We start from the raw sequence: 26583 nt of genomic DNA, 5'->3' as shown, positions 1-26583 counted from the left end.
TTATACTGCTCCAAATAGATAAGTTGTTATCATGCTTAGGCTGGCGACAAATGTCAGGACCGTGCGCATTTTACTGTAGGAAAGAGAGTGCTGGGGAATTAATGAACTGAAACGTTCAATCGCCCAAATAAGTATGAATAATAGCGATCCTATTGCTAACCATTGATTAGATAAAAGTAAAAATACAAAAAATGCAGTTAGAAATAAGAAGTTACTTAATACAATACGCCAGAATTTAGCGTTCTGCATATCCGTTGTTGGCCACCAAGCGCCACATAAAAATGTGAAAATACCAAATGCATAAAGGGAAAGGGAGTCTATGACCAATGTGTTGTCGTTTAATGTTAAAGATAAAACAGCTAAGCCAAAAAACGGAATTAACCCTGCATAACCCAGTATTTTTATAGTTGATGGCATTGTGTAGGTTTTAGACCTTAAATATAAATAAACTTAGTACTGTTGCTTAAGGACTCAGTAGTCAAAAGGATCAAACGTGTCGAATACAATATGATTATTGCAGATAATCGGTTACCACCGATTTAATAAACTGAGTTCTGTTAGACAGGATTGAGTGCCGGTTAACGCATAAGTAGAGGTTTTCACTCACTGATGTTTTTAATGGGTGTATCTTTATAGCATTCTGGTGCGAATATGCTTTTACTGCAAACAATGGAAGTACAGTGAATCCAAATCCTCTACTGACAGGATCCAATATCAAACTGATTTGATTTGAAAAACCTTTGCAGCGAAATTGTTCTACATGCTCAAAGGCTGTGAAATTCATACTCAGTAGTTGTCTGCTATGATGTTCAGCGTCGGGATGTGAAATAAAGCCTAGCTCTATCAACGTTTGCCAATTCACCGACCTAACCTCGTTCGAGGTGACTAATACTAGAGGCTCTTCAGCAATTTTTTCGCTTAGCAAACTACTATTATTAGTCAATTCTGTGATCAGAGCTACATCCAATGTTCGGTCTACTAACTCTTGTTGTATCGCTTTATTGGGAGCAAATCTAAAATCAATCACTAACTCTGGATGATGTTGCTGTAAGTTGAGTAAATGAGAATAAAGTTTTAAACCAACACTGCCAGGCGAGGCAATCTTGACTCGGCCAACATAAGCCTTATCTTGTTTAATTAATGCCTCTAACTCATCACTTGCACGTAAAAGTTCAAGGCCTTTTTGGTGTAACTGAAATCCAGCCGCCGTTAATGAAAATGACTTCCCTTCTCTAATTAATAATTGGCTATCAAGCTGATTTTCCAATTTTTTAATATGCTGGCTTACTCCCGACTGCGTCATAAATAGCTTTTCAGCCGTTCGGGTGAAATGTCCTACATTTGCAAGGGTACAAAAAGTCTTTAATAGAATTTGATTTATCATTACAAAAAGTACTTATATTCATAAAGAATGATAATTTTAAGTGATGTAATGTGAAATGTATACTTTGTCAATCAATTAACAGGAGACAAATAATGAACAAGCAATATCCACGAACATTTTCCCACATCGGAATTTCCGTGCCTGACTTAGACGCAGCGGTTAAGTTTTATACGGAGGTACTTGGGTGGTATCTTATTATGACACCCACTGAAATTACTGAAGATGATTCTTCTATTGGCGTAATGTGTACTGATGTTTTTGGTGCCGGTTGGGAGCATTTTCGCATTGCACATCTGTCTACAGGCGATAGGGTCGGTGTTGAATTATTCGAATTTAAAGGACAGGAAAACCCTAAGGATAATTTTGAATATTGGAAAACAGGTGTATTCCATTTCTGTGTTCAAGATCCTGATGTAGAGGGGTTAGCAGATAAAATAGTGGCTGCTGGTGGTAAAAAGCGCATGCAAGCACCCCGTTATTACTATCCGGGCAAAAAACCTTATCGTATGATTTACATGGAAGACCCTTTTGGTAATATTTTGGAAATATACAGCCATAGCTACGAGTTAACGTATGCCGATGGCGCGTATTAGGTAATTATTTTGAACGTTACCAATATTGTGTTGGTAACGTTTCCTTTCCTTTCCTTTCCTTGACAGTCGATAGATGAGTGATAGTAAGTACGGATTTGTAGATATGCATTTGTAAATCGGCATTTGTAGATCGTGTGTTCCATGTTATGACTCAAACATGACTCAGCTTGGTTTTTTATTGAGTAGCTGGCAATGTATAAAGTTTGTATTGTCAATTATGCTAAAGTCCGCGTCCACAGTTCTCTATACACATATTCATTAGGCAGTATTATGATCCCATGGACCCAACTTGGCAGCGCACAAATTCCCAATAATGGTGGTGAATTAAAGTTTTCTCAAAGAGGAGATGAATTTTCTATTCGCCTTTCGGGTATTCGCGGCGAACTAATGAATAGTCGTCTGTACAACTCAGAAAAAGTGCTTGCAGAACTGGGCTGTGCTTATCTTAATTCAACCGACAATGCACAAGTTTTAGTAGGCGGTTTAGGTATGGGGTATACCTTGGCTGCAGCATTAAAAGCAGTTACTTCAAACTCTCAAGTCACAGTGGCAGAACTGATCCCTGAAGTTGTGGTGTGGAATCAAGGGCCTCTTGGTAACTGCGCAAACAATCCTCTGCAAGACTCTCGCACTAAGGTGCATATTGGCGATGTAAGGGTACTACTTAATATTAAACAACCTACCTTCGATGCTATTTTATTGGATGTTGATAATGGCCCTGAGGGGTTGACTCAAAAGGGCAATAACAGTATTTATTCACTGCAAGGCTTGGACAACATATACAAAACCCTGCGACCGAAAGGGATGTTGGCCATATGGTCCGCTGGTCCTGATGAACAGTTCACGGTACGTCTAAAAAAGGCTGGATTTAAAGCTGATTCACGTGTTGTGCGGGCACGCCCAGGAAAAGGCAGTCGGCATACTATTTTCTTGGCCCGTAAACCTTAATGTATGTTGAGTCGATGCTAACAACATTGCCCCATTTAAATAAACATTTTTAGCCAGTGTTCAAACATACTGAAACTTATAATAGAGAGTGCCTTATAAATGTCTAAACCCTTTTTAGCCAAACATATCAATAAACTAATCGCATCAGGTTTATTGGTTATGGTGTGTTTGTCGCTGTTACTCATCTATGTTTGCATAGATGCGAAAACGACCGAGAAACGCTTGCTGCAGCAACAGTTTAATTTTTCGCTGGTCAACCTCAGTCAAAACATTGATGCCCGCATCTCAAGTATGAAATTAATCGCTAAAACCCTTGCCAATGATAAACATATTCATGACTGGGTAGCGACAGGATTTACGGCTGATAAAGAGTCAATATTAGTTAATAAGCTTGGTTTTTTAGTCAAAGAGTACGGCCTTACTAGTGCTTCGTTTGCGGATAAAAACACCCATAAGTATTGGAATCACGAAGGGTTCTTAAGAGTATTACAGCCAGAAATTGATACTTGGTATTTTGCGTATTTAAAAAGTGGTGAGTCAGACCTTATCAGTGTATATCACGATAAAAACAAAAATCGTGTTGACGTTTATGTTAATTATCAGCAAACAGATGGCAATGGATTGTCGGGTATTGCCACTTCATTTGATGGCGTCTTGGAGATATTAAAAAATTCACTTTTTGCTAAACATGGTGACATTTACTTAGTCGATAATTTAGGCAAAATTCAAGTTCATGCAGAAGCCGATGTTGCAGGTATCAAAAGCCTGCAAAATGTGTTTTCTAAGGACATTATTGATAGGTTATTGCAGCCAAATGCTTCTGGCTTTATGGAGTTCTACCCAGCGACAGATAGGTTGTTGGGTGCCAGCTATATTCCAAGTATGAATTGGTATGTCGTGGCAAACGTATCCAAAGTAATTGATTAACTGCATCACATACTCTTATTTATTGAGTTACTCACCTGAATTAGTTTGGTATTTAACTCATGCCAAATTTCTGTTGCATGATGATCGCACTAGCAATTCGTTGTAAAGAGGCTTCCGTTGCCATACGTTGTTCATCAGAACACTCAAATAGTTTATCCAGAGCTGAATTGGCTTTTTGCATGTCGTAAATAGGTTGTTCTTTAGCTGCTTGCGACGTGAACGTATCATGATAAAACGCTAATATCGGGTCTTTTTTGTCACGTGCGGGTGGTGTTGTAAAAGGGTGTTTTTGACGGTTGTAAACTTCGGGCAGTAGAACGTCTTTAGCTGCTTCTCGAAGTACATGTTTTTCGCGAATACCTTTTACTTTCATGTTCACTGGTACACGAGCCGCTACTTCAGCCACATGGTGATCAAGAAAAGGCACTCGCCCTTCAATGGAGTGCGCCATTTCCATGCGATCACCTAAATAATTCAGAATAAAATTAGGCAACATAGTTTTAGAATGAATGTACAACGCCTGATTCAGATGATCGCGTCCTGCAACACGTTGAGCAAGATGTAAACGGTCGAGACCTGATGCTATTGGATGGCGTTGTTGAACTTGCTCATTTAATTCGTTGGACCAAAATGGGGCTATTCCATTTCTCATTGCCATGCTGACATTTAGACTCGCAGGCGCCCATCCAAGCCGACGCTGAATGGCCTGCATTTCTTCATCGTTAATTTGCTCCGGCATCGTGATCGCGCTTGTGGCTTGATTACTACCCAACATTTCTTTCATAAATGCCACTTTTTCGGCGCTACTCAAGTCGGGATTATGGTTCAGAGCATCAATTCTGAAAAATGGATACCCTCCCAGCATTTCATCGGCCCCTTCACCGGTAAAAACTACCTTGATCCCTGCTTTTTGGACTTCACGACTAAGAAGATATTTTGCAACGCCATGGCCGTTAAACATTTGGGTTTCACTATGCCAAACTGCCTCTGAGTAAGAATCTGCAATGTCACGTCCTGTTATATGTATGGGGTGATAAGAAGCACCAACATGTTTGGCTGTCGCCTCAGCAATGGCAGCTTCATCGTATAATGGATTATCAAACGTTAATGTAAACGCACGGATAGGCCGATCCATGCATTGTTGTGCCAACCCCAAAACCGCACAGGAATCGATGCCCCCACTGAGGTAGGAAGCGACTTCGACATCGGCAACCAGCCTTTGCTGAATAGAACCCTGCAGTGCTTCACGAAATTCGTCTACTACTTCAGCTTCACTGCGCTGATCCATTTTCATTTGTGCTGCGGTTGGAAACTCCCAATCCCAATAGGTATAAATCCGCACGTTCCCGTCTTTGGCAATGGCATAACACCCTTGTGGCACTGAGTAGATGTTAGCAAACTCTGTTGTTTCATGGGCTCTACTTGGACCTGCTGACGCACCTTCAAGATCCCATTTTGCAGGTACGCCTAATGCTAATAAGGTTTTTATTTCTGAGGCAAAATAAAAGTTTCCGTTTATTGCAGCGTAATAAAGAGGCTTAACCCCAAAGCGGTCGCGTATAGCGATCATAATTTGCTTGCGCTCATCGGCAATGATAACCGCAAATTCACCGCGCAATTCAGTGGCAACTTGCATGCCGCGCTCATGATAAAGATGCAAGGCAATTTCACTATCGCTGTCAGTTTTAAATTGATAGCCGCTTGCTTGGAGTTTTTCACGGATCTCTCGGTAACCGTAAAACTCTCCATTGACCACTAAATGAATCGCACCGTCAGGGCTAATCATAGGTTGCTCGCCATTATTCAAACCAATAATAGATAACCTAGTGTGCCCTAGTACCCAACGCCCATCATTTGATGTCCAGCTATCAGAGCCGTCTGGTCCACGATGGTATAAAGAATTAATGGCGGCTTTGCAGCGATCAGCTGGCAGTCCATTTCGTGTCATCGCTGCAAATATTCCACACATGTGTTGCTTCCTTAATACTCTTTATCAGGTTACTCAGCCGGTGGATTATGCAAAGTTAAACTAAAAAGTATGACTGAACACACCTACAGCAATTCCATTAAATTAATAAGTAATTATCATTACTCATGCCTTTAGAGCATAGCCTCAAGTGCTTTATTTGCATCCTTGAAACGTTGATACAGCCTTGGCATAGGACGTTCTCCATAAGCTTTTTTAGCTTTATCTTGTGCTGCATTTATTGCGCGAATAAGGTCTGCCGCCGCCGCGGCCTTTGCAGTTTTATCGGTGCTACCAATTTGTTTTATCCAAATGGGTGAGGAATGCGCAAAAGGTCTTACATGCATAGTGGGCCAACTATCAGCCCGCTGATTTGCGGAATAAGCCCGCGCAGCAACCCAACCACCTTCAGGTACTTCAATGAAACCTTGAAAACGTGTTGTTTTACCAGCCTTGATGCCCTTGAGTGTTTGCCCTACTTGACCATTCACCATGATTTCGACTATTTCTAAGTCAACGGTGCTGGTGATGTTCAATGTATATTCTTGTTTGCCACTATCGATAATGCCACCAGGTTTAATCCCGTTGCCCAGTGAAAATGTGAGCATTGGTCCAGTAGTGACAAAACTCCGTCCTGCAAGCGCACCGGCAAGAACAGGATCGGTTGTCTTTTCATTGGTTAATGGACGGATGTAGGCCCGCCCTGTTCCAACGGCTGGGGTGCGGTGAAAGTCTACCCAGCCATCTGTGCCTGACATTGCAACAATGGGGCGACCAATATTTAATAACCTGTACCATAAATCGGAGGTGCCTAATGGGCTAGTCCAAGCACATACTAGCTCAAGGCCCATTTTGGGTTCTAGTACACCGTCTGACAACAACTCAAGTGGTATGTTTGCTATCACATCCTCAGCGAATGGGTCACCATCAGCAGCAACTGGATGCACGTAAGTCGCAAATGCGCCTACTTTATTGGCAAACGCAAAAACGTCTGCGTTGGTTAAGTCAGGGGAGCCTAATAGCGGATTATTCGGGCCAAAAAACCAAGGGGCAAAAGGTTCACTGAGATTAAGCAACCCAATATGCCCATGAAAATGTGAGCGGACTTCTTGACCTTGAATGATTTGATACGCGTCTTGAATGCTGCGCTTACCAATAATCCCACTGTCTATTCGCCTTTCCCAGCGGTTCCAAGACATGGGTGCCAGTGTATTTAAATCCTCTCCGCGCATTAACAACAATGCGTCATCATGTTTAGCACGGTGGTGACCATCTCCATTTAAATGCACATGAAAATCAGCAGAAACATAACCTGCGTCGGCGCTGTTCCATAATGGTGAAAGCGATATGTTTACATGATTGATTTTTGACTGTTTGATTTCTACATTAGCTGAAAATATTTCTGTAATAGAGCCACGCGCTGCGAGCACTTGATATTTACCAGTAGGCAAGGTTAAATCGATTGAACCATCGACATAAAAGTAACTGCGCCCAGTTTGTGGGTCGACATAGGTTGCACCCATGGGATTGGCAACCGAGTGACCTTTTGCAGACATAATTGAAACCCGTGCTGCAATAGGCGTTTTATTTTCATCTGAAATAGCAATATCTAGGGTGCCTGTGGCCTCACCATAAACCCATTTTTTTATTTGCAGTGGTGAAGGTTTTCCACCATAAGTGGGTATTTGCATCAGCCGAAACTGTCGGTTTTCGTCCAGTTCAACAAAATAGATATGATTTCCATCGGCACTAAAGGCCGGTGTGAGAGCAAAACTTTCACCATCAGTTAACCTATGTTTGACTCTTTTATCAGACATATCCATGGTCCACAGGTGGTAGTTGTTGTCTATCGGAGCGCTATAAACCAGCAATGGCAGAGTGGGGTGCACATCGCTGGATAAATGATAAGCAAGGGTTTGAGCTTGAATTATCTCATCGGAACCAGTCAAAAAATCACGATGCCTTAACACACGATGGGCGCCATTACCGTGTAGGTAAACTATGCCTTGCTGATTGGCCACACGTCTTGTATTTCTGACCACAGCGGGCAATGAAGTTATTTGCTGTTGAGTGCCACTTTGAATATCTCTTTGGTACAGCTCAAGAGATCCTGAAATGCCGCTGGTATAAAACAAGAATCTTGAGTTATCAGAAAACTCAGGATCAAGATCAATAGCAGTACTGTTAATAAGGGTTTCTTTGCCACTATTAATGTCTTTGATCACAACCGCTGTGTCGTTGCCATAATCCCGAACAAAAGCTAGACGCTTGCCATTAGGTGACCAGCGAGGACGAGAATCATTACCCTCTGTATTTGTTAAACGCTTAGCCACACCCGTTTCTATATCCAATAACCATAGCCAACCCTTAGAAGCGATGGCGATACTTTTTCCATCAGGAGAGGGGGCGGGGTCGGTTACACCGTATGCAAGTATGGGTAATTCATGTTGCTCTAGGTAAGTATGATGACCAAAATCATCAAGTTTTGGGTAGTGATTAACCCATTGCGCTAACGCAACATTTGAAAACAGCTGTATTATGATCAATACAGTCAGTAAGAATGATGCGGGTAGCAAATACACGGGTGCTTTATTGTGACTTGGCATGAACTATTTGATTCCAGTTATCTGAATATAAACCAACATACAATTATACCTTGTTCGATACAAGTTGTACGATACAACTTGTTCGGGTAACTAGCGTCATTTGCGAATACTCTATTTGTAAAGTTGGTAAAAATGTAAATACTGTAAAAAAGTTAATTGGATTCTGCTTGAACCTTAGAAATATATGCTATGTCATTTTTTGAGTAACCTTAGCTAAGTCAAGCAAGTAAGAGTTTTCACTACTTCATAGCCTAATTACTATTACTAATTAATTCAGGACCTTAACCTAAAATGTATGTTTTGTAGTGAGTATAAAAGTAGATGTTAGATTTGATACATGGCTTGCGGATGGTTAAAAATAAAACAAAGTAACCTTATCGTCAGAGCCGCTGTTCTTATAATGCCATCTCTAATTTTAATGACGTAAGCTATGAATGGTCTACTGAAGGATACTTTTATCTTAGTGATTCTGTTTTCGACTGACACATAAAGTTTTATTGTCGGGTCACCATAAAGCACATTAAAAAGTCAGTAACAAAAGTAAGAAAAAACTCACTCAACTTGCTTTACCGGTTAACCGAATGATGTAGCAACAACAATTAGGCGCAGTCACATACCAGCTCAATCTTCAGGCAGATGATACCCTTGGTATGATACGCGCTCCCTGAGCCGCTTACACAATTTAGATTGTTCGTTGGATGTATTGAAGGAAACCGTTGCACTCTGGATAAAAAACTGAGGCGGGAGTTTCACGCATCAAGTGGCCAAGAATGCAACTATATGCTGAATTAAAGTATTTTAAAACGCACTGGGATTATTTCTCAAACCAGAATAGCATTGACATGTGCTATCCCGAACTAAGTATAGCCCGCAATAAATTTTTATCTTAACGCTCTTAAAAACGGCAATTAAAAATGTAGTGGTTAACGCCAAGTGAACTCATTGTTATAAGATTATTAAATTTAATCAGTGTCAGCTTATCATCCACTTTTGAAGCTCAATTTTGAGTATCAAAAGTTTTTATGAACAGCTATACATTACCACAAGTGTTCACGAGTCAATTTAACTGTTCTGATCGCCCTAAAAGCACTTCAACACCCCACATTTGGATGCTCAACACTGATTTTTGAAGCGTTCTTAAATGTTTTAAATCGATTTATTAGCTAGCCTTCGCAACAATTTTTTCTACTTCTCATTCTCAAGATTAGCTCTTAGTACGTGCGGTAGTTATCTGATATCAAGCTCTATTCAATTAGATATGTGGTGACTTTATTTAGCGCAATGCTATCCAACTAGTTTCTGCATACAGATCCTTATGAGACTAAAGTTCAACATACTAAAGTTCAATTTCGGGCAAGCTTTATAAGTTTTATAATGTTGTAAGATTAAGGTTTCAATATTTAGGCAAGTGCTCAGGTATCAAACCTTAGCGAATTAGAGGGTATTCTAAGCTGTATTGAAGGCAAATTTATAAAAGCAATCTCTGCATAAAAAGACGCTGTTAATTCTGCTCTAAAAAGTCAATAGGTGAGAGATATGCCTTTCTCCTTTTTCAGCACTGTTTATTACTTGAAAGCCGACATTAGAGTTAGCTGTTGGTAACAACATCAATGGAATTATCAATAATGTTTATATTTCAAACTAGGACTCATCATGAACAGTAAATTATCAAAACTGTTTTTAGGAAGCATATTATTATCTATCTCAACAGGGCCTGCAGCAATCTTATTGCTCGGTCCTGATTTGATTGGGTATTCTGCGGTGTCTGGCGCCGCACTTAATATATCAGCAGAAGCACTTGTAACAAATGATGTCGCAGCATTTGCTTTCATTGGTACCGGTGCTGGCTCTAATACCGCTAATCTATCTTCTAGCACTGGCGCCGTTTCTACGGGGGCTTTGGGGAGCGCTGGAAACATATATGCCGGCGCAGCCGCAGGTGTTGGGGCTGGCGCTTCTTCTGGAGACATATACTCTTACGCCGCCGTTACATTGGCCGCTAGTGGTTTGGCTGGAAATATCTATTCTGCCGCAGCAGTCACTCTGGGCGCGCTTTCTATTTCACAAGACGTATATGCCGCAGCGGCCATCACTGGCGATGGGGCAAACAGCAAAACAGCTTTTATTTCTACTGCTTCTGATATTAGTTTATATAAAGATACCTTTGACGTCGACGCAGCTTTAGAACAAATAGTTAGTGCCCAAGAAGTCTTATCTAGCCTCGATTCTGATTTTGAATTGGATGTGGGTTATGGAAGTGCTATTTTTGAGGCTGGAGTCTGGGAAGGAACTGCTGTGACTGTAGCCGCAAACGCAATCATTCAATTTGATGGTAAGGGTGAAGAAAACCCTATTTGGGTTTTTAATCTTGATGCAGCACTGGTCTTAGGTGCCGGGACTAAACTTGAAATAGTTAACGCCGGTGCAGGTGCAAGTGTCATCTGGAATTTAGGCGGTGCGCTAAGTCTAGGTGCGGGTACTTCTTTTGTGGGTGTTGCTTTTGTAACAGGAGCTGTAACAGGTGCTACATCAGACGTTAGTTGCGGAAATTTATTTACGAATACAACCGCCGCCATTGGCATAGGTACAATGATATCTACCAATTGCCTTGGTACAGATACATGGACTGGCTCAGTTAATGGGTTAGCTGCTGGCATTGATATTACTAATGGTGTTATTTCAAACAAGTCATTAGCAGTAGTAACTGATCCAGTATTAGTATCTGAGCCGTCGACTGGTTTAATGATTTCTAGCTTTGCTTTAATGTTTTTTGCCGGTAGATTAAAACGCCAATCATGAGACAAACATTTCTGCAGGTGATGAGCCTATGGATTCAGAATGTTGTCCATCACTTTCTCGTTAACTGACGCGTTTTTTAGCTAATACCGCTGCGAATAAAAGCCCATATTACTCAAATTTAAGTTGATTATATTAAAACTTACTTACTGTTACTTAACCGTGACGTTTTTTCAAATTTAAGTGTTTTGATTTGGTCAACAATACTGTTTATTAATCTTAATTTTTTAACTTTAACCATAAACAACTCTATCAATTATATGTATGCATTTATTAGACTAACATCCGTCCTCACTAATCCTATATTAGCGGTGGATAAAAAGTTAAAAGAGATTTGTAACGTTACCTCTGAGGTGGTGGCTGGCGCAGATAAAGTCAGCCTGTGGACGTTTCAAGACAATTACTCAAAAATTGTATCAATTGTCAATTACCAACGTATTAATAAATACGGGGACACAGTTGAAATTAAACTTGAAGATTTTGGCACCTACTTTGACGCAATAATCAGTAGCGAAGTCACAAGGGCTAGTGATGCTAGAGAGCATCCGCAAACAGCTTGTGCTAAAGACGTCTATTTTAAACCTGATAATGTTTATTCGTTGCTAGATTTTATTTTGCATCACAATTTTAAACCGATAGGGATAATCTGCTGTGAAAGTGTCGGAAAAATTTATTAGTGGACCGAAGATGATGTGAAATCATTGAGGCGTATAGCCAATGCCAGTTCACTGTATTTTAATCTAGACGAAGTGCCCTGAACCACTTAAATATAACCTATAAGTAGAAGGTCAAAATTTTTAACTCCGCATACTTAAAATTTTCTTACCTTCACGGTTAAGTCGCTTGTACGTTTTGCCTATACTGGGTAGTGTCAGTCTCTTGCAGTCCTCTCAGTGCGCGGATAACAATTCCATATTTATGAGGCAAAATAGGGCGTAAAGTGAATTAAATTTTATGACAAGTTAGTGTCTGATTGACCGTAACTCTAATTTTTTAAAGTTAGTAACCCGCTTTCAGCGAATGTACGGTATCACCATGGATAGCCGTTTTTGACACTTTGCAGTCCTCAGTGTAAGTAATTAATATCAAGATAAACGTCGCTTTGCGTTGTGATTATAGTTGAGTTATAGTTTAGCTAAGTCTAGCTAAGTTGGGTGTGGTAATGCAAACAAATATGCATGAAGCAAAAAGTAAATTATCGCAGCTCGTTGAGGCGGCTGTTCTTGGTGAAGAAGTGATTATTGCCAAGTCAGGCAAGCCTCTTGTCAGGTTAGTGCCTTTTCAACCGAACACAAAAAGAGAATTTGGTCTATTGAAAGGTAAGGTTAAAATGTCTTCTGATTTTGATTCAAAAGAAGTGAATGATGAAATTTCAGAAATGTTTGGTATGTAATGAAAAGAATATTATTAGATACCCACGCATTAATTTGGTGGATGAATGGTGATCAAGCTTTAGGTGAATTTGCTCTTGAGTGTATAGCAAACGAAAATAACCACGTTTATGTTAGTGCCGCTTCGGTCTGGGAGATGTCGATAAAACGACAACTTGGCAAATTAGAGTGCCCTGTAGATTTAGACTCTGTGATTGAAAGTCTGGGATTTAGTAAGTTGCCAATATCTATTTTTCATAGCGAACAAGCTGGCCAATTGCCAATACATCATAAGGACCCTTTTGACAGAATGCTAATTGCACAAGCGCAGGCAGAGGGTTTACAACTTATAACAAAAGATGAGTACTTTCCTTCTTATGGAATAAGTTTAATCGACGCCACAAAATGAAACGTTCACTAAACTGAGTGCCGTATAAAACATCTGCGGCTTCAGGTTGTTTTGTCAGTATCCATGAAAATAAAGTGGAAATAGTGACTGGGCCATATTCATGGTCGAATGATTTTTGTGGCACTGAATCGAACAAAGACCTGACCCTTTAATGTGATCTTCAATTGACCATTTGATTGTGCATAAATAGTGCGCATTATTGATGTATGGTTTTCATATAGGTACCAATTAGTATGGCAACATCTAATAAAGTTCCGTGCAATACATCTATCGATGCTGCGGTGATTAAAGAAGCGAGAGCACTGATTCTAAGCCCTTCCGCGATTTTGGAAGAGGCGTTGAGTAAAGCCGTAAAAGTAGCCAAATATGAACGGTGGTGCCAAGAAAACCAACAAGCTATTGCCCAGCACAACCGTAAAATTGATGAGCAGGGTACCTTTTCAGAAAAATTGCGCAGCTATGAAAATCAGGCAGCTATGATAATTAGGCAGTTGTGAAAACTACCTTGAGCATTGAGCAATTTTCGGTTTGTAAGGCATACAACCAACGATTGGTTGTTCTCACGAATACATTGTTTAATGACGTTGACAGTGTATTAGTCGCGACAGTAAATGTGCAAAGTGATCAGTTATTGATATCTGGGTTACAAGTAACTGTGACTCTTAATGTAAAGTGAAAACTATCCATTAAAAGTCAGAAGTGGATCCAAGTTTACACTCGATAATTCCGCTATAACCTTCAAAAATCGCTATAGTTGCATCAAGAGTATGATTATTTCATATCTCTGGGGAAGTATCATGTCAACAACCCATAAAACCATTACTGTTACAGACTAACAAGATGAGTGGATAAAAGCCCAAGTTGTTGCTGGCCGCTATACCAACGACAGCGAATACATCCGTGCGCTTTTACGCAATGATCAGGAACAAAACAGCCATGATGACGCCATAAGAAAAGCGTTAATTGAAGGTGAAGCAAGTGGAAACCACAGCCATTCGATGTAGATAATTTTAAAGCAAGAATGATGGTTTAACATGGCTAGTTATCGTCTTGCTCCATTGGCAGAGCGGGATATGGAAGCTAATTGGGAATACTCTTTTGAACAATGGGGTATTAATTAAGCCAACTAACCTGAACTCTGGATAAGACGTTCCGCCACCCTAAAAGTAATTATACCTAAAACAGTATGTTAGGTAGTTATAATTGATTTACTAGGCCAATAAATACATCCAGTGCAGCTATTATTGCGTTTATCGAGGCGAGCTTGTGAAGGAATAGCCAGCTATTGTGAGTCAGTTCAACGTAGATAGGCGTGATAATAGCGATGCTGAACTGTATGGATTATCTAGAGCTCAGGTTAATATTATACTGATGAACTGGTTTCAGCTTTTGAAGGTTTGGCTGCTTCATCTTCTTAGGTGCTCTCATGTGACAATATTCGGGTAGGCTATAAATTCTATCGCCAAGGTAAGTACTTGATCTACTTTAAAGCCACCAATTATGGTGTTGCGGTTGTCAGAATACTCCATGAGCGAATGTTGCCTAGTCTCCATCTTTAACTTCTCACAGGATACCTTTGATTGAATATTTCAGAACTACTTTCTCCGATAAACGCTTTCCTTAAATGCTCAACCCCATAAGCCTGGATTGATGAAGCAGTCAAACCCGAAAACCTCCCCAATTTGTTACGGGACCATGCTAATTGCGAGCTTAAAGTACAGATGTGCAACTGACGTTAATATTTACCAACGGATATATGAACGTGAGGTTTTCACGTTGATTTTATTCACGTTGATTGTAGATACAATTCTTTGATTTAAGTAATCCATTGGATTATAATTCCCTTATGCTTACGACAATAACTGAACTGCCGGAATACATAAAACGCGCTGATACATTATGGAAGGTACAGGAGGCATTCGTAAGATACGTTGGAGCAGAGGAAATAAAGGAAAAAGTGGTGGTGTTAGAGTTGTCTATTACTACCACGATGAACGCATCCCATTATACCTTCTGACCTTGTTTGGAAAGAGCGAACGGGCAAATTTGTCAAAAGCTGACAGAAATGCGCTTGGTCGACTGGTTGCAATTCTTGTTACAAAAGCGCTGGAGAATAATCATGAGTAACGTATTTGAAAGTATAGCTAAGGGACTTCAAGAGGCTATAGAACTCAATGATGGAAAAAAAGTTGCGGCTAAGACGCATAGACCACCTCATGTTGACGTTGCTGAGATACGTCACGGACTGGGCTTAACTCAGATGGAGTTTGCATCAAAATTTTGTATCAGTGTATCTACACTTCGGCATTGGGAAAGAGGTGATCGCAATCCACATGGTCCAGCTTTGGCACTTTTAAATGTTGTAGCCAGAGAGCCTCAAGCGGTAATCCGAGCTCTGGGCTAATAGATAATGAGTAGCAAACGAGAAGCACGGGATGTTACTTAGGATACATTTATCCGTCTTTGCAGTATTTATTCTTTCAGAGTCAAGCAACTTGCCTTCTAGTAGTAGACAATTACTACATAAATTTTCAAAAGAAACGAATTTATTAAATAATGAACACCGAACAATTATTACAACCAATAAACGCTTTCCTTAAATGCTCAACCCCACAAGCCTGGATTGACGAAGCAATTAAACCTGAAAACCTCCCCAATTTGCTGCGTGACCATGCTAATTGTGAGCTTAAAGCCGCGCAGACCGCTATGTTGCTTTTACGCCGTTATGCTGTGGACCAGCAAAGTAGCGATGCGTTACTAGCCTGGTTAAAGCCCTATGAGGATTTTGTTTACCGTAAAATTGGCAATGGTGACTTTAGTGATTATGTGAGTTTATCAAAAAAACTGATCAGCAAATCTGACCTTGAACATGGTGATGAATTGATCAGCAAAATGGTGTTGTTGATTAAAGAAGAGTTACATCATTTTCAACAGGTGTGGGAAATTATGCAGAGTAGGGGGGTGACGCACGATAATATTTCCGCATCGGGTTATGCCAGAGGCATGATGAAAGGTGTACGCACCCATGAGCCCGCTAAACTTAGTGATACGCTAATTTGCGGCGCTTATATTGAAGCCCGCTCTTGCGAACGTTTTGCCAAATTAGCCCCATGCTTAGATGCTGAGCTAGAGAAGTTTTATACGTCACTGTTACGCAGCGAAGCAAGGCATTTTCAGGACTACTTAACATTAGCAACCACAGTCAGTGCAACTAGCATCGATGAAAGAGTCACATTTTTTGGTGAGAAAGAAGCCCAACTTATTCAAATGCCAGATAAAGAATTTCGCTTTCATAGTGGCTTGCCTCAGCCATAATTGAAGCAATGCATATTTAGGGAATGGGCAGTATGCGTATTTTTGTGCCTATTGAAATATCATCGATGACTAAATTGGGATTCCAAGACATTAATTCCGGTGCCGTTACTCCATAGCGTTTAGACAGTTGATAAAGGGTTTGGCCTTTTTGCATGATGTGAAAGGGTGGCTCTGGGGAAGTAGTGGTTTGTTTTTTCTCAAATGTTGAATCAGTTGTTTGTCTCAATGCCGCGACTTTTTGTTGTCTGCGCATCATTCTCTCACCACGTTTCACTGTGAGAATATAATTCCGCGTATATTCATTATTTGGGAACAGTGAATATAAATTTTCACCTATTTGCTCGGCTATCTCTGGTTGTTCCAGTGCACGGTATACCTCAAAAGATGTCCATAACATTTTTGCATCGATTTTTTTTTTGTTACTTCATACTGGTTAATTAGCTGTTGGGCGGTTGGATATTGTTTTTGCTCAACAGCCATTCTGGCAAGTGCAAGGTAAGCTTGGGGCGCTAACTGTTGCGTATCATCAAGTTGCTGCAACCAATTTTGTGCTTCATCAAAGCGTTGTGCATTAAAAAAGCACAAGCCAATTTGGGTTAATGCGCTATTTTTGACATGGATGCCTGAAGGTTTGGAATTTTGGGTATTAGCTTGTGGAGTACTTACAACCAGTGCTGAAGCATATCCTTGCAATGCGGGCCATTTTTTTTCAGTGCAAAAATAGTCGACGAGTGTCACTGATATTGATTGTTTGTCGAGCTGGCCATTATCCAATGCCTGTAAAAAAGCTTGCTGTGCTCCCTCTGCATTGCTCGACGCGGCTCGCAACTCAGCGAGTGTTAACAACGTATTAGGCATCGCTTGAGGGTTGTCGATAGTGTCGAAAGTCTTTTGTGCTTGTTTGATGTTACCTATCAATAAATAGGCTTTAACATGGGACAGTGTAATAAGGGTAGCGTCAGCAACATTGATGCTTGAATGGTCTTTTTTTGAATCTGTTGGGCTGGTTGAACAACCAAGCAACACTACTATTCCGCTAATAACGATTAAATTTTTAAACAACGATTTTAACCCTTTCAATAAAGATGCTCTACCTTAACGACTTTAGTATCACTGGGTCAATTATTAGTGAGTCGTTAAGACAAGACCGCTTGCAACAAAGTGCGGCAATTTTTAACCGTTTACAAATGGTGGTCCAGTGGGACTTTCACAGTGAACTTGTAACAGCATATAATTCCCTCTGTAGGAGGGCCTTTAGGCTCGAAGATTCACCAGGGTGTTATTGGCTAAGAGCGACCATATATGTCTATTTAATTTTAAAGTGCAAAATACAAGACTTGGCTACGTCCAATGCATATAAGGAAAAGGAGATCCGCGAACAGAGGGAGGGAATGCAAACCTTTTAGTTTCTATGGTGGGGAATTATGCTATTAGCCCACAGATGTGGATAATGAACAAATATCATTGTTTTTTTGCGTAGAGATCATTTTGATGAATAAAAAAGTTGAAGATTACGGCGTTAGAGCGGTAAATAGACCCAAAGTTAAAGCAACCAAAGTGCTTGATTTATCTGGAGATACAGGTGAGCAAATTGTACGGTCTGAAACTAAGTTGGCTTTAAGAACACACAATAAAACATTTGAAATACGGGCTTATATATAGTGGAAATAATTTGTTTCCCCTTTGAAACAGTTGTTGAAATTAACATTTTTATTTTAGAAGGTGAGCCTGATATGAAAGGAACAGTTGATGTTCCAAAGTTACAAGGTGCGTTAGGCCGTATTGATCATGCATTAGTTTATGATGGTTTAGATGATATTTTCGAAATTGCTGCCAAATACTTTCAAGAGAACTCATCTATTTTAAGTCCCAAATACAAACCACTTGTGTCGAATGATGGGGCAAGCTCAACCTGACCCCATGTGTACATCTGAAAATTAAGAAAGCCAACTGATCCAATCAAATCATAACTTAATTAGAGCGTTATTGAGAAGACTGCGTTCGCATTCCACGTCATAAACACCAGTTTCACCACTCAAACATGGTGTAATTTCTGCATTGTTCAACTGTGCTATTTTGGATGTCTTTGTTAACTTGTTTATGTGAAATCCAAAATCAAAGACCTGACCCCAAAGTTTGCTTGAACAATACAAAGAGATGTTAATAGAATTAGTCATCGAGGCGACCTATAACTAGTATTGGCTTGTGGATGCTTTAATAGGCGCCAACTTCTGTGTTCACTTGGCCAACACGGCGGCTATCCAACAGTACTCTAGTTTAAAGTATGCTGATGATAATAGTGACGCACAATGGTTGGCTGAAATGCTTAGACTTAACATTTTACCTGAGGGGTATATTTACCCTAAAGAAGAACGAGCAGTGCGAGATCTGATGCGCAAACGCATGAGCCTGGTACAGCAATCAACAGTAAACTTGTTGTCTATTCAGGGCATATAAATGCGTCATCTAGGCTACAGGCTCAGTAATAACAAAATAAAACAGTACCAGCGAGTAAATAGCACAAGATCATTCTGCAAACACAGCACAAGCGGTGACGGTAACCCTCAATGTTATAAATTGTCTTAAAAATGAAATTAAGCAGATTGAAAGTGCTTTATTAGTAAAAGTAAAACTAAGATCTGAATTTAAATCACTGAGTAGCATTGATGGTATTGGCAATATTCTGGCCCTGACTATTATGCTAGAAACAGGTGATATTAAACGCTTTAACAAGCTAGGGAATTATGCATCCTACTACCGTTGTATCGGTGGAGCGCGCTATAGTAACGGTAAAAAGAAAGGGGGAAGCAATAGCAAAAATGGCAATAAATACCTAGCATGGGCTTTTGTTGATGCGGCTAATTTTGCTATTCGCCACAACAAAATAGTCAAAAGCTATTACCAGCGAAAAGCCGCTAAAACGAATCAAATTATCGCTATAAAGACGGTTGCCCATAAGCTTGTAAGGGCCTGTTTTTATGTATTAAGAGACCAGGTGGAATTTGATGCCAATAAAGATTTTTGTTGACCAGTTTGGCTAAGGTGATGAGTTATACGCTGGGTTGGTAAAACCATTAGACCTGATTAAACCATCACCTTACCCAATTCAATGAAGTTGAAAAATGAATATGCCCACGCTCATAGCCATAACGGGTTGGACTGTCTTTATTAGACAGAGCCATAGATCTGTTAACGAGTCGTTTTCGCGACTCAGAACTGGAATGAGTGTGGCACTAAAAAATTACTGAGGCGAAAGCCAAGAGCAGTAGCCTTCCATGAACACGGCAGGCTACACCGCTTTAATTCAGATGAGTGACTGGTGCGTATTCACACCAATGACGTGATTTTTAGGAGCATATAAATAATCAGCTGTAAAGGATGGAACAAGCACAACGATTTACTTAGTTGAAATAAAACATAAGGGATGACGAATACCTGCTTGACCGGAGAGGGCTAATGAGTGACCCCGTGATTATTTTAAACCATCATGCCTGACCGCGTTTGAAATATTCAATATTACAAGTGGCAATATCGTATAGGGGATAGGTTTCATTAGGTAAACCTTTCACAAAATAAAAAGATTCTGCTGAGGTAAACAAATATCCAGGTTGTGGGTATAGCTTCATCCCATCAACTAACACTCTGGCTTGAGCTATTACTTTTAAGGTGACTTGGTTGGCTTCTAAGCCTGTCACTACCCCAAAACTGTTATCAGAAAAACTACAGGCTATTGAACCAACCTGAAGAGTATTTTGTTTTGCTTGTTCCCAATTTGAAGTTATGACAGAAGTAGTCGGTATTTTGCCTAATAACATTTCGTAGAATAAATCATCGGGCGTTAATACATTAGAGTCCCAATCATCATCAGGCATTAATGCATTAGAGTCCCAATCATCTTCAGGCGTTTTAGAATAATTATCATGAACTTTCCAATCTATTGGAAGATTAGCGATGACATCTTCTAGGAAGGTTGAGCTTAACCGATCTTCAACGGGAGATATAAAGCCACTTTTTGAAAAGGCTAACAATTTGTCTTCAGTAACATGCTTTTCTAAATTATCAATAAATTCTGACAAGGAGTTAAAACTCAGTTTCCGATTCAACATTAAAGTTAAGTATTTTTTAAGAATATCTTGGGAGCTGGCCCTATAATCAGCTAACGTGTAATTAAGTCGAGTTAATCTGCCGTAAAACTCAAAAAAACGTCCTTCTTCTTCAAAGAAAAAACTTGATAATTGTGTTTCTGGTTTAGTAAAGTTCGAATCATACAAACCTAGTTTTTGGCAATCTTTACCACAGGCAAATTTTTCAGCGAACTCAGGAGATAATAAATCAATTTCCGTATGATTAGCGTCACGGTTTAATTGAACTTTTATTATAGAGTAAGTTATTCCTTCAGCGTTTTGGTTAATTTGCACCCCAGCTGTAACCGTTAATCCTAGGTATTTTAATTCATTGCCCGCGTAACGAGCTAACTCTTGCCACTTCACCACTTCTTTGGCATGTTCTTGCCCAATCTTGCCTAGCTTAGACTGACAGCCAAACAAAAATAAACAAAGCAGCACACAAGTGTATTTAAAATCCATACTTTTTAAGGTGTATCCTCCCATATGATCCCAGCCTCCATCTCAATTTGATATGACATGTCTGAACCATAAAAGGTACTAGACAAAATAATTTCCCCCCCAAACATGACGTCTATTCTGCCTAATGTGCCACTATTGACGATATGAACCTGACCAGGAACAATATCAATATCATCCACGTCTGAAATTAATTTTCCAATAGGCGTAAAGGTTAAACCATCACTACCTGCAGGGAGCCTACTGTTGACTTGAATGTTAACATTTTTACCTGGTGTAGCAATAATACGATAATGGGCAATCTTGCCGTCATCACTACTAATGCACATTTGAGAACCTAGCTTGTCTGTCACCAGCCCATCTAGATCCATTTCACAATTACCCCTTATGGGTAAAAAGTCAGAAAAATCCAGTTCACTCATCGGTATAATATAAGTTGCGGCAATAGCCTGATTTAATAATAAGCCAAATAATAGGGCTAATATATAAGCGTTAAATCTCATCGCTATTCTCCATAATTACTTACTCCAAATAGGTTCAAGGTAACTCGTCGCATCGACGATAAAACCCTCTTTTTCAGCCGTTTTTAAATATTCTGTAGCGGCACTTCGGTCCGGTAAAACTCGACTGATCAAACAATAAAATGACTCTCCTTTAACAAGCTTACGAACAATATGAAGCTGTTTAGTATTTGGGAAAGTTTCAGCTAAAGCTGTTGCAATCGCTAAACTCTTAAGTGCTGAAAATTGGATCACAAATCCGGAGTTTAAATCCAACTTTTCACCTGCCTGTTCAGTATTGGTATCTTGAGTAGGAACATTGTCATTCGAAGAGGGCGTCGGAACCTGATCTTCAACTACATTTTCAGGTTTCAATGGTGATAAGACCACTACAGGATTCAGTTGTTCTAAATCTTCAATGCCTTCTTGCGCAGTTTCAAACACCTCAAGCGTTTCTTGGGAACTGGCTACAATAGTGCCTACTGAAGGGGGGCTTGTAGGCTGCGTTGAAAAGGGTTGGAATTGCTGAGAACCTTCAGCTGCTGCAGCCAACTTAGCTCTTAACTCTTTGCGCTCTTGCTCTGTGCTTTGCATCTTAATTTCTTTGAATAAGGCAAGCTCCAACTTATCTGATGAATAAGGGGCTTTCATGCCACCTTTAGGAGGTAAATGAATCAGTTTATCATTATCAGTGTAGAATAATGGTTCATAGTTATTTTCATCTAACATCACGCTTAGTAGTTTATTCGCACCAATTTCCCCTGACTCACTTCGAGATAACTCTATGTTTGGCAGCACGACAAAACCACCTCTTAACGGACTATTAAATTCAAAGCCCGCTATTTCAGCTTGCAGGCCTTTGTCCCTCAAATACTCTTTATCCACATAAATACTATATTTTCCGGGTAATAAATTTACAAAACTAGCGTAACCATCAAAATCGGTTTCTAGAGCGTATTCATCCCCAGATGATACATTACTTGCTATTAGTGGCACATTAGATAACGTCACTGCTTGCGAGTCTCCACTTAGTAAAACAAAAAGCTCTACTTCAGTGGTTAGGTAAAAGGGTAAGTTAACCCGTTGTAATGATCCTGGGTGGCTATAAATCATATAATCGTTATTAAGTGTTGCGCTACCAGATTCCCAATTTGCTCTTAATGCTGTTATTCCCTTTTTAGCGCGAAATAACCGAGTTTGTCCGTCTTGATTGCTTACCTCGTTTTCCCAGTATGGTCCTCCCGAGAACGTTACCCCAGCCAAGTTATAATCCAAAACATCCGGTATACCATTCAATTGACGATCTAAATAGGTATGCACATCCAAAGAGCCTGCACCCCTTAACGTTTGACTGCTAAACTGCATTTCATTATTAAAATAGTCATAACCAAAATTAATAGCTATTCCAGCCGTCACAGCCCATTTTTCTTGAGAGTTATATTGAGTTCTAAGGGTCAATTGGTGAGTCGGTTTATTGATAGCTAGGTTGTAACCAACCGACCACAGGTTTTCTTTAAAAAATGAACGGTTAGACGCATTAAAAGTATGGTTATAAGCTCCATGTCTATAATTATACAAAACACTCGCCGAAATCTGCTCTGTTTCAATGGAATCTTCGCCGTTAATATCATAGGGGATAGTAGTGAGAAAGCGAAAGTTATCCTGTATTCTTGTTGATAAGGTTAATGCTCCAAAAAACAGGTCTTCATTTTCATTTTTACGGATATAACTTAGTGAGTTGGATGCGCTTACATATTTGTTAACAAAGCTAAGTCGGTATTGTAGACGCTCTGTTTTGGAAGAACCAAATTCGTCATAACTATAATAAATACTGTTAGTGGTTGGACCTGACCTGATGTTGTAGTTTGCGTCAAGACTTGACTCGTCAAATTGTGCTTCATTCCATTGCGAGTTATAGTTTAATGTGAAGTTGTCATTATTGAAAAAAGAGGTGGCAAGGGAAGACGCTTGACTGATATTATTTGAGTTAATGGAAATATTGTTCTGAAAAAACCAGCCTGGAAAAGTAATTTGGTTGGAAATACGATAAGACTCATTTCCGCCATTTGGGTTGTGAATATCATTTAAATCAACACTCACACCCAGTTGCCAATTGTCGAATAAACCAATGCCAAAACGGCCTGAGATTGCGTCTATGTCGAACTCTGACAGATTAACATCTAATAAAGAACTCTCGTTTTCTTTAAGAGATAACCCATAGGAATAGGCTCCTTGTCCCAATGAGTTGTTTTTTACACTAACCTGTTCAATAAGTGTTTCTTGTTCACCAAAAGGTCCGTACAAGATTATTTTAAATTCATTGGCACCGTAATAAACTTCCATATTATTAAATTCCATCAAACCATCAGCAGGCACTACTCGGGTTTCTAGGAATATACCATTATGATAGATATCGGCATCCCAACCGGGCCTTGCAGTTTTTGCAAAACTGGTGGTCATATTTTCATTGAAGTTGCCTTTAACGTTGGCTGAAAAATTAATCCCTAAGCCTCGAGAATAGCTCCCTGGCGTTAAAGACGATTGTGTAAGGTATAAATCACCCACACTGTAAGTGTCCCAAATACCTAATATTTTATCCCCGGTAAATTTAGGGTAACGAGAGAGTAATATCCTGGAATTTGTTTCATTCTCGGTATGGTTCAAGGTAATGCTTGTTGAGTGATAGGCTAAATCTGACTCCACTTGAATGTTGACATCATAACGTTCTTTTTTGTCGTTGACTTGGTATTCTAGACTTGCAAAACCGGTAGGTACTGTTGCTAAACGGTATTCATCTGCAATTGTAATAATGGCACCAGAATCCGTTTGCTGTTCAGCGTCAGAGCGATCAATAATATAGTTGTTACGTTTACGCTGCTTCTGTTGGTTTTTAATTGTTTTGTAAGGGAAGTCGACGGTATGCCCCGCGAGATCCATTTTAAGGGTCGCGGTATTAATCGTTATCTGGGTAGCAAATAGTTGCTCTAAAATCTCGGATTTTATAAAAATAAAACTACCGTCGTTAAACCATTGACCTTGATTGGCCAACTCTTCGGTAAAATCAAACTCAGAAATTTTATCAGCAAACGTCACCGAGAATTTATCGCCTATTAACGAGTATTTGAGTCGTAGTCCTTCAAACAGCGGGGTAATGGCAATGTATAAATCACCCTGATGTATATAAGCATCAATTGATGGAGCGACTTTTACGTTATGATCCGCAACATCAAGCAGATAAAAATCTGCTTGGGCAAAGTCAATATTGGCAAGCTTTTTCAGAGGTTGGCTGGCTGCGTTACAAGAAAAAATGAACAGCAAGCAAGCAAAACAATGATATCGAGTAGACATATTACGTCCCCAGCTAATTTACCGGCTGCTGTATCATTAGGTCGCCACCCATTTTTGGATCTTCAGTAAATTTTACTAATAGCGGCGTGTTTTGATATTCACCTAGCGCAAACTCAAATTTTTTTAAGGGCTGTTCGGCATAAATTGACAGGTTGTTTCTCTCAAAAATAACCTCGCCTGTAGCTGAGTTAATCACTGCAACTTTGCCAGTGAGAGAACGCTGACCTTGAATTTTTAATTCAAGGTGTAATGTATTGCCATTAATTGCAGTAGAAACAAACTCAGCCTGAATAGGCAGCTTTCCCGTGCGTACGATCACGGGTACATTGTGTATCAATGACGGTTCAATGGTCACCTGACGAGCACTTTTTTCTGTTTTTTCCTTGCATTGGATCGCCAATACCCCTCGATATTCGCCATTTTCAAGCCCCGGTTTGCGCCGATATAACAGCTTCACCATTTGGTGCTTTCTTGTTCCTAAAGTAAACCGCTTAGGTGCTAGCCTAACTAAGGGCTTAGCACTATTTGCAGTCACTTCATCACTGGTAACTAACGTTATATTGCCTAGCTTGTTAATAAAGGTCTCTTTTATACTCACTTTACAGTTTTGTATTCCATCTTCCATGTTGTGAACGCGTATAAAAGTCGAGTTGCTCTTAGGGTCTAGATACAATCTTCGGGTACTGATTGATATACTGTAAGCGTCAATTATGACGCAATTAAGTAAAACAAACAAAATGAATGAACGAAAAGTGATGCGCGGCTTCTTCATTATAACTTTCCTTTTAAAGGCAAGCTAAACTGCTTTATAGCGCTATAATTACCTGTTTCTTGAAACACAACTTTCATGTTTTTGCTGTTAAAGCCGGCTAATGAAAAATTGAAATTTTTATATTTCATTTCAGGGTAAATTACGATATTTTTCTGTAAAAGTTTAAGTTTATCGCCGTTAGCATTGATAAGGTGTAAATCACCATATACCGAGCGATTCCCTTGATGCTCTAGCCGAAAAGCAACCCTGTTTGCTAGCTGCTTTATTTGACTAAAAACAAGGTTGGCCTCTAAATCTGTAGACTTACCAGTGCGAATAACTAAGGGCACAGAATGCATAATTGAAGGCGTTAAATTTAAACCTTCTTTTACTAGCGGATCCACTTTAAGGCATTTGATATTTGCATAAGTACGATACTCGGCTGGATTGTCATTAATTTGACGCTTGTAATTGAACGCAACATACTGAGCGGATTTCGGTTTTATAGTGAATTGCCTTGGCGAGTAACGTAAGCGTTTTGTTGCTGGTGTTGACAAGGCAACTTTCTCTTCGCTGGATAGTTTAATAACTTCCCCTCCTCCTTCTTCGTAAGCCATATAATCGAATGATATATTGCATTTTTCATGGTCTGCGCTGTTGTTTTTTACCATGAATTTTTGTTGCCGATGTTCACTATCTAAATAGATGCGATAGGTGCCTACTGATGCCGCCTCACTTTGCATACTGAACAAAATACTTAATATGATCCACTTTTTCATCGTTACCTCAAAAAAATTTTATTATAGCCACAGTGTCAATAAGCAAAAAACAAACCAATTTTATTTTTTACTTAGAAAAACTCATCACCGTGTATATCGTGACGAGTCGCAATTAACAGAAATAAAGCAGCATTAATAGGTAAGCGTTAAAAGCATAGTGCCATAGTGCACAAGGACAAGCGTTTGATGGTACTTATAACGAATTCACTTAGGGGAATTATTCAGCCAGAAGAGCTGAGTATGGCGTTAACACCGGAAAAGTAGCTATTAGTAAAGCGTTAAGCCTTAAATAACTATTCGACTTGCCT

At 39.7% G+C, this 26583-nt stretch carries 27 protein-coding genes; 16 read left to right on the top strand and 11 right to left on the bottom strand.

Annotated features, from left to right (window positions below):
* Both C427_RS13895 and C427_RS13890 read right to left on the bottom strand, forming a co-directional pair.
* Positions 1-417, bottom strand: a complete 417-nt coding sequence (locus tag C427_RS13895; protein WP_007638719.1) for a DUF3429 domain-containing protein — start codon at positions 415-417, stop codon at positions 1-3.
* Positions 418-511: 94 nt separating this feature from the next.
* A complete protein-coding gene (locus C427_RS13890; RefSeq protein ID WP_081589021.1) occupies positions 512-1384 on the bottom strand; it encodes a LysR family transcriptional regulator in 873 nt (290 codons plus the stop codon).
* 92 nt (positions 1385-1476) lie between these two features.
* On the opposite strand from C427_RS13890, the gene C427_RS13885 reads away from it, so the two are divergent.
* From C427_RS13885 to C427_RS13875, 3 genes are all read left to right on the top strand, one after another.
* On the top strand, positions 1477-1977 hold the full coding sequence (locus C427_RS13885; RefSeq protein WP_007638715.1) for a lactoylglutathione lyase family protein: 501 nt from the start codon (positions 1477-1479) through the stop codon (positions 1975-1977).
* 270 nt (positions 1978-2247) lie between these two features.
* On the top strand, positions 2248-2925 hold the full coding sequence (locus tag C427_RS13880) for a spermidine synthase (protein WP_007638713.1): 678 nt from the start codon (positions 2248-2250) through the stop codon (positions 2923-2925).
* A 99-nt stretch (positions 2926-3024) separates the two neighbouring features.
* Complete coding sequence (locus tag C427_RS13875; protein ID WP_007638711.1) at positions 3025-3852, top strand: cache domain-containing protein; 828 nt, start codon at positions 3025-3027, stop codon at positions 3850-3852.
* A 52-nt stretch (positions 3853-3904) separates the two neighbouring features.
* Here the strand turns inward: C427_RS13875 and asnB are convergent, their stop codons facing one another.
* A complete protein-coding gene (gene asnB / locus C427_RS13870) occupies positions 3905-5821 on the bottom strand; it encodes an asparagine synthase (glutamine-hydrolyzing) (RefSeq protein WP_007638708.1) in 1917 nt (638 codons plus the stop codon).
* Positions 5822-5952: 131 nt separating this feature from the next.
* Positions 5953-8424: a CehA/McbA family metallohydrolase gene (locus tag C427_RS13865; RefSeq protein ID WP_007638706.1), complete on the bottom strand. Its 2472-nt coding sequence runs from the start codon at positions 8422-8424 to the stop codon at positions 5953-5955.
* Between the two features lie 1653 nt (positions 8425-10077).
* On the opposite strand from C427_RS13865, the gene C427_RS13860 reads away from it, so the two are divergent.
* From C427_RS13860 to miaE, 9 genes are all read left to right on the top strand, one after another.
* Positions 10078-11223 (top strand): ice-binding family protein, encoded by a 1146-nt coding sequence (locus C427_RS13860; RefSeq protein WP_007638704.1) that lies wholly within the window; start codon positions 10078-10080, stop codon positions 11221-11223.
* Between the two features lie 257 nt (positions 11224-11480).
* Positions 11481-11897 (top strand): histidine kinase, encoded by a 417-nt coding sequence (locus C427_RS13855; protein WP_226991170.1) that lies wholly within the window; start codon positions 11481-11483, stop codon positions 11895-11897.
* 485 nt (positions 11898-12382) lie between these two features.
* Positions 12383-12613, top strand: coding sequence for a type II toxin-antitoxin system Phd/YefM family antitoxin (locus tag C427_RS13850; RefSeq protein ID WP_007638698.1), 231 nt, complete (start codon positions 12383-12385; stop codon positions 12611-12613).
* Positions 12613-12999 (top strand): type II toxin-antitoxin system VapC family toxin, encoded by a 387-nt coding sequence (locus tag C427_RS13845; protein WP_007638695.1) that lies wholly within the window; start codon positions 12613-12615, stop codon positions 12997-12999. The genes C427_RS13850 and C427_RS13845 overlap by 1 nt, the downstream gene beginning before the upstream one ends.
* 233 nt (positions 13000-13232) lie before the next feature.
* Positions 13233-13496, top strand: a complete 264-nt coding sequence (locus tag C427_RS13840) for a type II toxin-antitoxin system CcdA family antitoxin (protein WP_007638693.1) — start codon at positions 13233-13235, stop codon at positions 13494-13496.
* Positions 13497-13847: 351 nt separating this feature from the next.
* Complete coding sequence (locus tag C427_RS28550) at positions 13848-14003, top strand: type II toxin-antitoxin system ParD family antitoxin (RefSeq protein WP_226991173.1); 156 nt, start codon at positions 13848-13850, stop codon at positions 14001-14003.
* Between the two features lie 895 nt (positions 14004-14898).
* Positions 14899-15126, top strand: a complete 228-nt coding sequence (locus tag C427_RS13835; protein ID WP_081589020.1) for a type II toxin-antitoxin system RelE/ParE family toxin — start codon at positions 14899-14901, stop codon at positions 15124-15126.
* The gene (locus C427_RS13830) at positions 15119-15403 is read left to right on the top strand and encodes a helix-turn-helix domain-containing protein (RefSeq protein ID WP_148285914.1); all 285 of its coding nucleotides are present in this window, start codon (positions 15119-15121) and stop codon (positions 15401-15403) included. Before C427_RS13835 ends, C427_RS13830 begins: the two co-directional genes overlap by 8 nt.
* Positions 15404-15555: 152 nt before the next feature.
* Positions 15556-16314 carry a tRNA isopentenyl-2-thiomethyl-A-37 hydroxylase MiaE gene (gene miaE, locus C427_RS13825; protein WP_007638686.1) on the top strand — a complete coding sequence of 253 codons (759 nt, stop codon included), beginning with the start codon at positions 15556-15558 and terminating at the stop codon, positions 16312-16314.
* Positions 16315-16330: 16 nt separating this feature from the next.
* Here miaE and C427_RS27585 read toward each other — a convergent pair whose 3' ends face one another.
* Both C427_RS27585 and C427_RS13815 read right to left on the bottom strand, forming a co-directional pair.
* A complete protein-coding gene (locus tag C427_RS27585) occupies positions 16331-16711 on the bottom strand; it encodes a LysM peptidoglycan-binding domain-containing protein (protein WP_226991169.1) in 381 nt (126 codons plus the stop codon).
* The gene (locus tag C427_RS13815; RefSeq protein ID WP_148285913.1) at positions 16660-17376 is read right to left on the bottom strand and encodes a tetratricopeptide repeat protein; all 717 of its coding nucleotides are present in this window, start codon (positions 17374-17376) and stop codon (positions 16660-16662) included. Before C427_RS13815 ends, C427_RS27585 begins: the two co-directional genes overlap by 52 nt.
* Before the next feature lie 429 nt (positions 17377-17805).
* Between C427_RS13815 and C427_RS13805 the strand changes: the two genes are divergently transcribed.
* The 4 genes from C427_RS13805 (at position 17806) to C427_RS27575 (ending at position 19342) form a co-directional block, all read left to right on the top strand.
* Positions 17806-17976, top strand: a complete 171-nt coding sequence (locus tag C427_RS13805) for a hypothetical protein (protein WP_007638681.1) — start codon at positions 17806-17808, stop codon at positions 17974-17976.
* Positions 17976-18230, top strand: coding sequence for a hypothetical protein (locus C427_RS13800; protein ID WP_007638680.1), 255 nt, complete (start codon positions 17976-17978; stop codon positions 18228-18230). The genes C427_RS13805 and C427_RS13800 overlap by 1 nt, the downstream gene beginning before the upstream one ends.
* 289 nt (positions 18231-18519) lie before the next feature.
* Complete coding sequence (locus C427_RS27580; protein WP_015430965.1) at positions 18520-18771, top strand: hypothetical protein; 252 nt, start codon at positions 18520-18522, stop codon at positions 18769-18771.
* Between the two features lie 94 nt (positions 18772-18865).
* The gene (locus C427_RS27575) at positions 18866-19342 is read left to right on the top strand and encodes an IS110 family transposase (RefSeq protein ID WP_015430964.1); all 477 of its coding nucleotides are present in this window, start codon (positions 18866-18868) and stop codon (positions 19340-19342) included.
* 457 nt (positions 19343-19799) lie between these two features.
* Here C427_RS27575 and C427_RS13790 read toward each other — a convergent pair whose 3' ends face one another.
* Genes C427_RS13790 through C427_RS13770 form a run of 5 tightly spaced genes read right to left on the bottom strand, consistent with a single transcriptional unit; the run spans position 19800 to position 26275 of the window.
* A complete protein-coding gene (locus C427_RS13790) occupies positions 19800-20900 on the bottom strand; it encodes a hypothetical protein (RefSeq protein WP_226991168.1) in 1101 nt (366 codons plus the stop codon).
* A gap of 5 nt (positions 20901-20905) precedes the next feature.
* Entirely contained in the window at positions 20906-21400 is a 495-nt protein-coding gene (locus C427_RS13785) for a hypothetical protein (protein ID WP_007638678.1), read from the bottom strand.
* A gap of 15 nt (positions 21401-21415) precedes the next feature.
* Positions 21416-24745, bottom strand: a complete 3330-nt coding sequence (locus C427_RS13780; protein WP_007638677.1) for a hypothetical protein — start codon at positions 24743-24745, stop codon at positions 21416-21418.
* A 13-nt stretch (positions 24746-24758) separates the two neighbouring features.
* Positions 24759-25517: a fimbrial biogenesis chaperone gene (locus tag C427_RS13775; RefSeq protein WP_226991167.1), complete on the bottom strand. Its 759-nt coding sequence runs from the start codon at positions 25515-25517 to the stop codon at positions 24759-24761.
* Positions 25517-26275 carry a hypothetical protein gene (locus C427_RS13770; protein WP_007638674.1) on the bottom strand — a complete coding sequence of 253 codons (759 nt, stop codon included), beginning with the start codon at positions 26273-26275 and terminating at the stop codon, positions 25517-25519. Before C427_RS13770 ends, C427_RS13775 begins: the two co-directional genes overlap by 1 nt.
* Positions 26276-26583 lie beyond the last annotated feature (308 nt).

The sequence above is a fragment of the Paraglaciecola psychrophila 170 genome (assembly GCF_000347635.1).
In the GTDB taxonomy this organism is placed as follows: Bacteria; Pseudomonadota; Gammaproteobacteria; order Enterobacterales; family Alteromonadaceae; genus Paraglaciecola; species Paraglaciecola psychrophila.
The sequence above is the reverse complement of the archived record's forward strand: the minus strand, read 5'-3'. Positions and strand labels throughout refer to the sequence as shown.

Bases quoted from the DNA above. Each gene is read 5' to 3' on its own strand.
- C427_RS13890 (WP_081589021.1), bottom strand. From the start codon at position 1,384: ATGATAAATCAAATTCTATTAAAGACTTTTTGTACCCTTGCAAATGTA.
- C427_RS13780 (WP_007638677.1), bottom strand. From the start codon at position 24,745: ATGTCTACTCGATATCATTGTTTTGCTTGCTTGCTGTTCATTTTTTCT.
- C427_RS13770 (WP_007638674.1), bottom strand. From the start codon at position 26,275: ATGAAAAAGTGGATCATATTAAGTATTTTGTTCAGTATGCAAAGTGAG.
- C427_RS13845 (WP_007638695.1), top strand. From the start codon at position 12,613: ATGAAAAGAATATTATTAGATACCCACGCATTAATTTGGTGGATGAAT.
- C427_RS13830 (WP_148285914.1), top strand. From the start codon at position 15,119: ATGAGTAACGTATTTGAAAGTATAGCTAAGGGACTTCAAGAGGCTATA.
- C427_RS27585 (WP_226991169.1), bottom strand. From the start codon at position 16,711: ATGTTATGGACATCTTTTGAGGTATACCGTGCACTGGAACAACCAGAG.
- C427_RS13835 (WP_081589020.1), top strand. From the start codon at position 14,899: ATGGAAGGTACAGGAGGCATTCGTAAGATACGTTGGAGCAGAGGAAAT.
- C427_RS13805 (WP_007638681.1), top strand. From the start codon at position 17,806: ATGAATAAAAAAGTTGAAGATTACGGCGTTAGAGCGGTAAATAGACCC.
- C427_RS13775 (WP_226991167.1), bottom strand. From the start codon at position 25,517: ATGAAGAAGCCGCGCATCACTTTTCGTTCATTCATTTTGTTTGTTTTA.
- asnB (WP_007638708.1), bottom strand. From the start codon at position 5,821: ATGTGTGGAATATTTGCAGCGATGACACGAAATGGACTGCCAGCTGAT.
- C427_RS13885 (WP_007638715.1), top strand. From the start codon at position 1,477: ATGAACAAGCAATATCCACGAACATTTTCCCACATCGGAATTTCCGTG.
- miaE (WP_007638686.1), top strand. From the start codon at position 15,556: ATGAACACCGAACAATTATTACAACCAATAAACGCTTTCCTTAAATGC.
- C427_RS13785 (WP_007638678.1), bottom strand. From the start codon at position 21,400: ATGAGATTTAACGCTTATATATTAGCCCTATTATTTGGCTTATTATTA.
- C427_RS13895 (WP_007638719.1), bottom strand. From the start codon at position 417: ATGCCATCAACTATAAAAATACTGGGTTATGCAGGGTTAATTCCGTTT.
- C427_RS13880 (WP_007638713.1), top strand. From the start codon at position 2,248: ATGATCCCATGGACCCAACTTGGCAGCGCACAAATTCCCAATAATGGT.
- C427_RS13850 (WP_007638698.1), top strand. From the start codon at position 12,383: ATGCAAACAAATATGCATGAAGCAAAAAGTAAATTATCGCAGCTCGTT.
- C427_RS13865 (WP_007638706.1), bottom strand. From the start codon at position 8,424: ATGCCAAGTCACAATAAAGCACCCGTGTATTTGCTACCCGCATCATTC.
- C427_RS13875 (WP_007638711.1), top strand. From the start codon at position 3,025: ATGTCTAAACCCTTTTTAGCCAAACATATCAATAAACTAATCGCATCA.
- C427_RS13790 (WP_226991168.1), bottom strand. From the start codon at position 20,900: ATGGATTTTAAATACACTTGTGTGCTGCTTTGTTTATTTTTGTTTGGC.
- C427_RS13840 (WP_007638693.1), top strand. From the start codon at position 13,233: ATGGCAACATCTAATAAAGTTCCGTGCAATACATCTATCGATGCTGCG.
- C427_RS13855 (WP_226991170.1), top strand. From the start codon at position 11,481: ATGTATGCATTTATTAGACTAACATCCGTCCTCACTAATCCTATATTA.
- C427_RS13860 (WP_007638704.1), top strand. From the start codon at position 10,078: ATGAACAGTAAATTATCAAAACTGTTTTTAGGAAGCATATTATTATCT.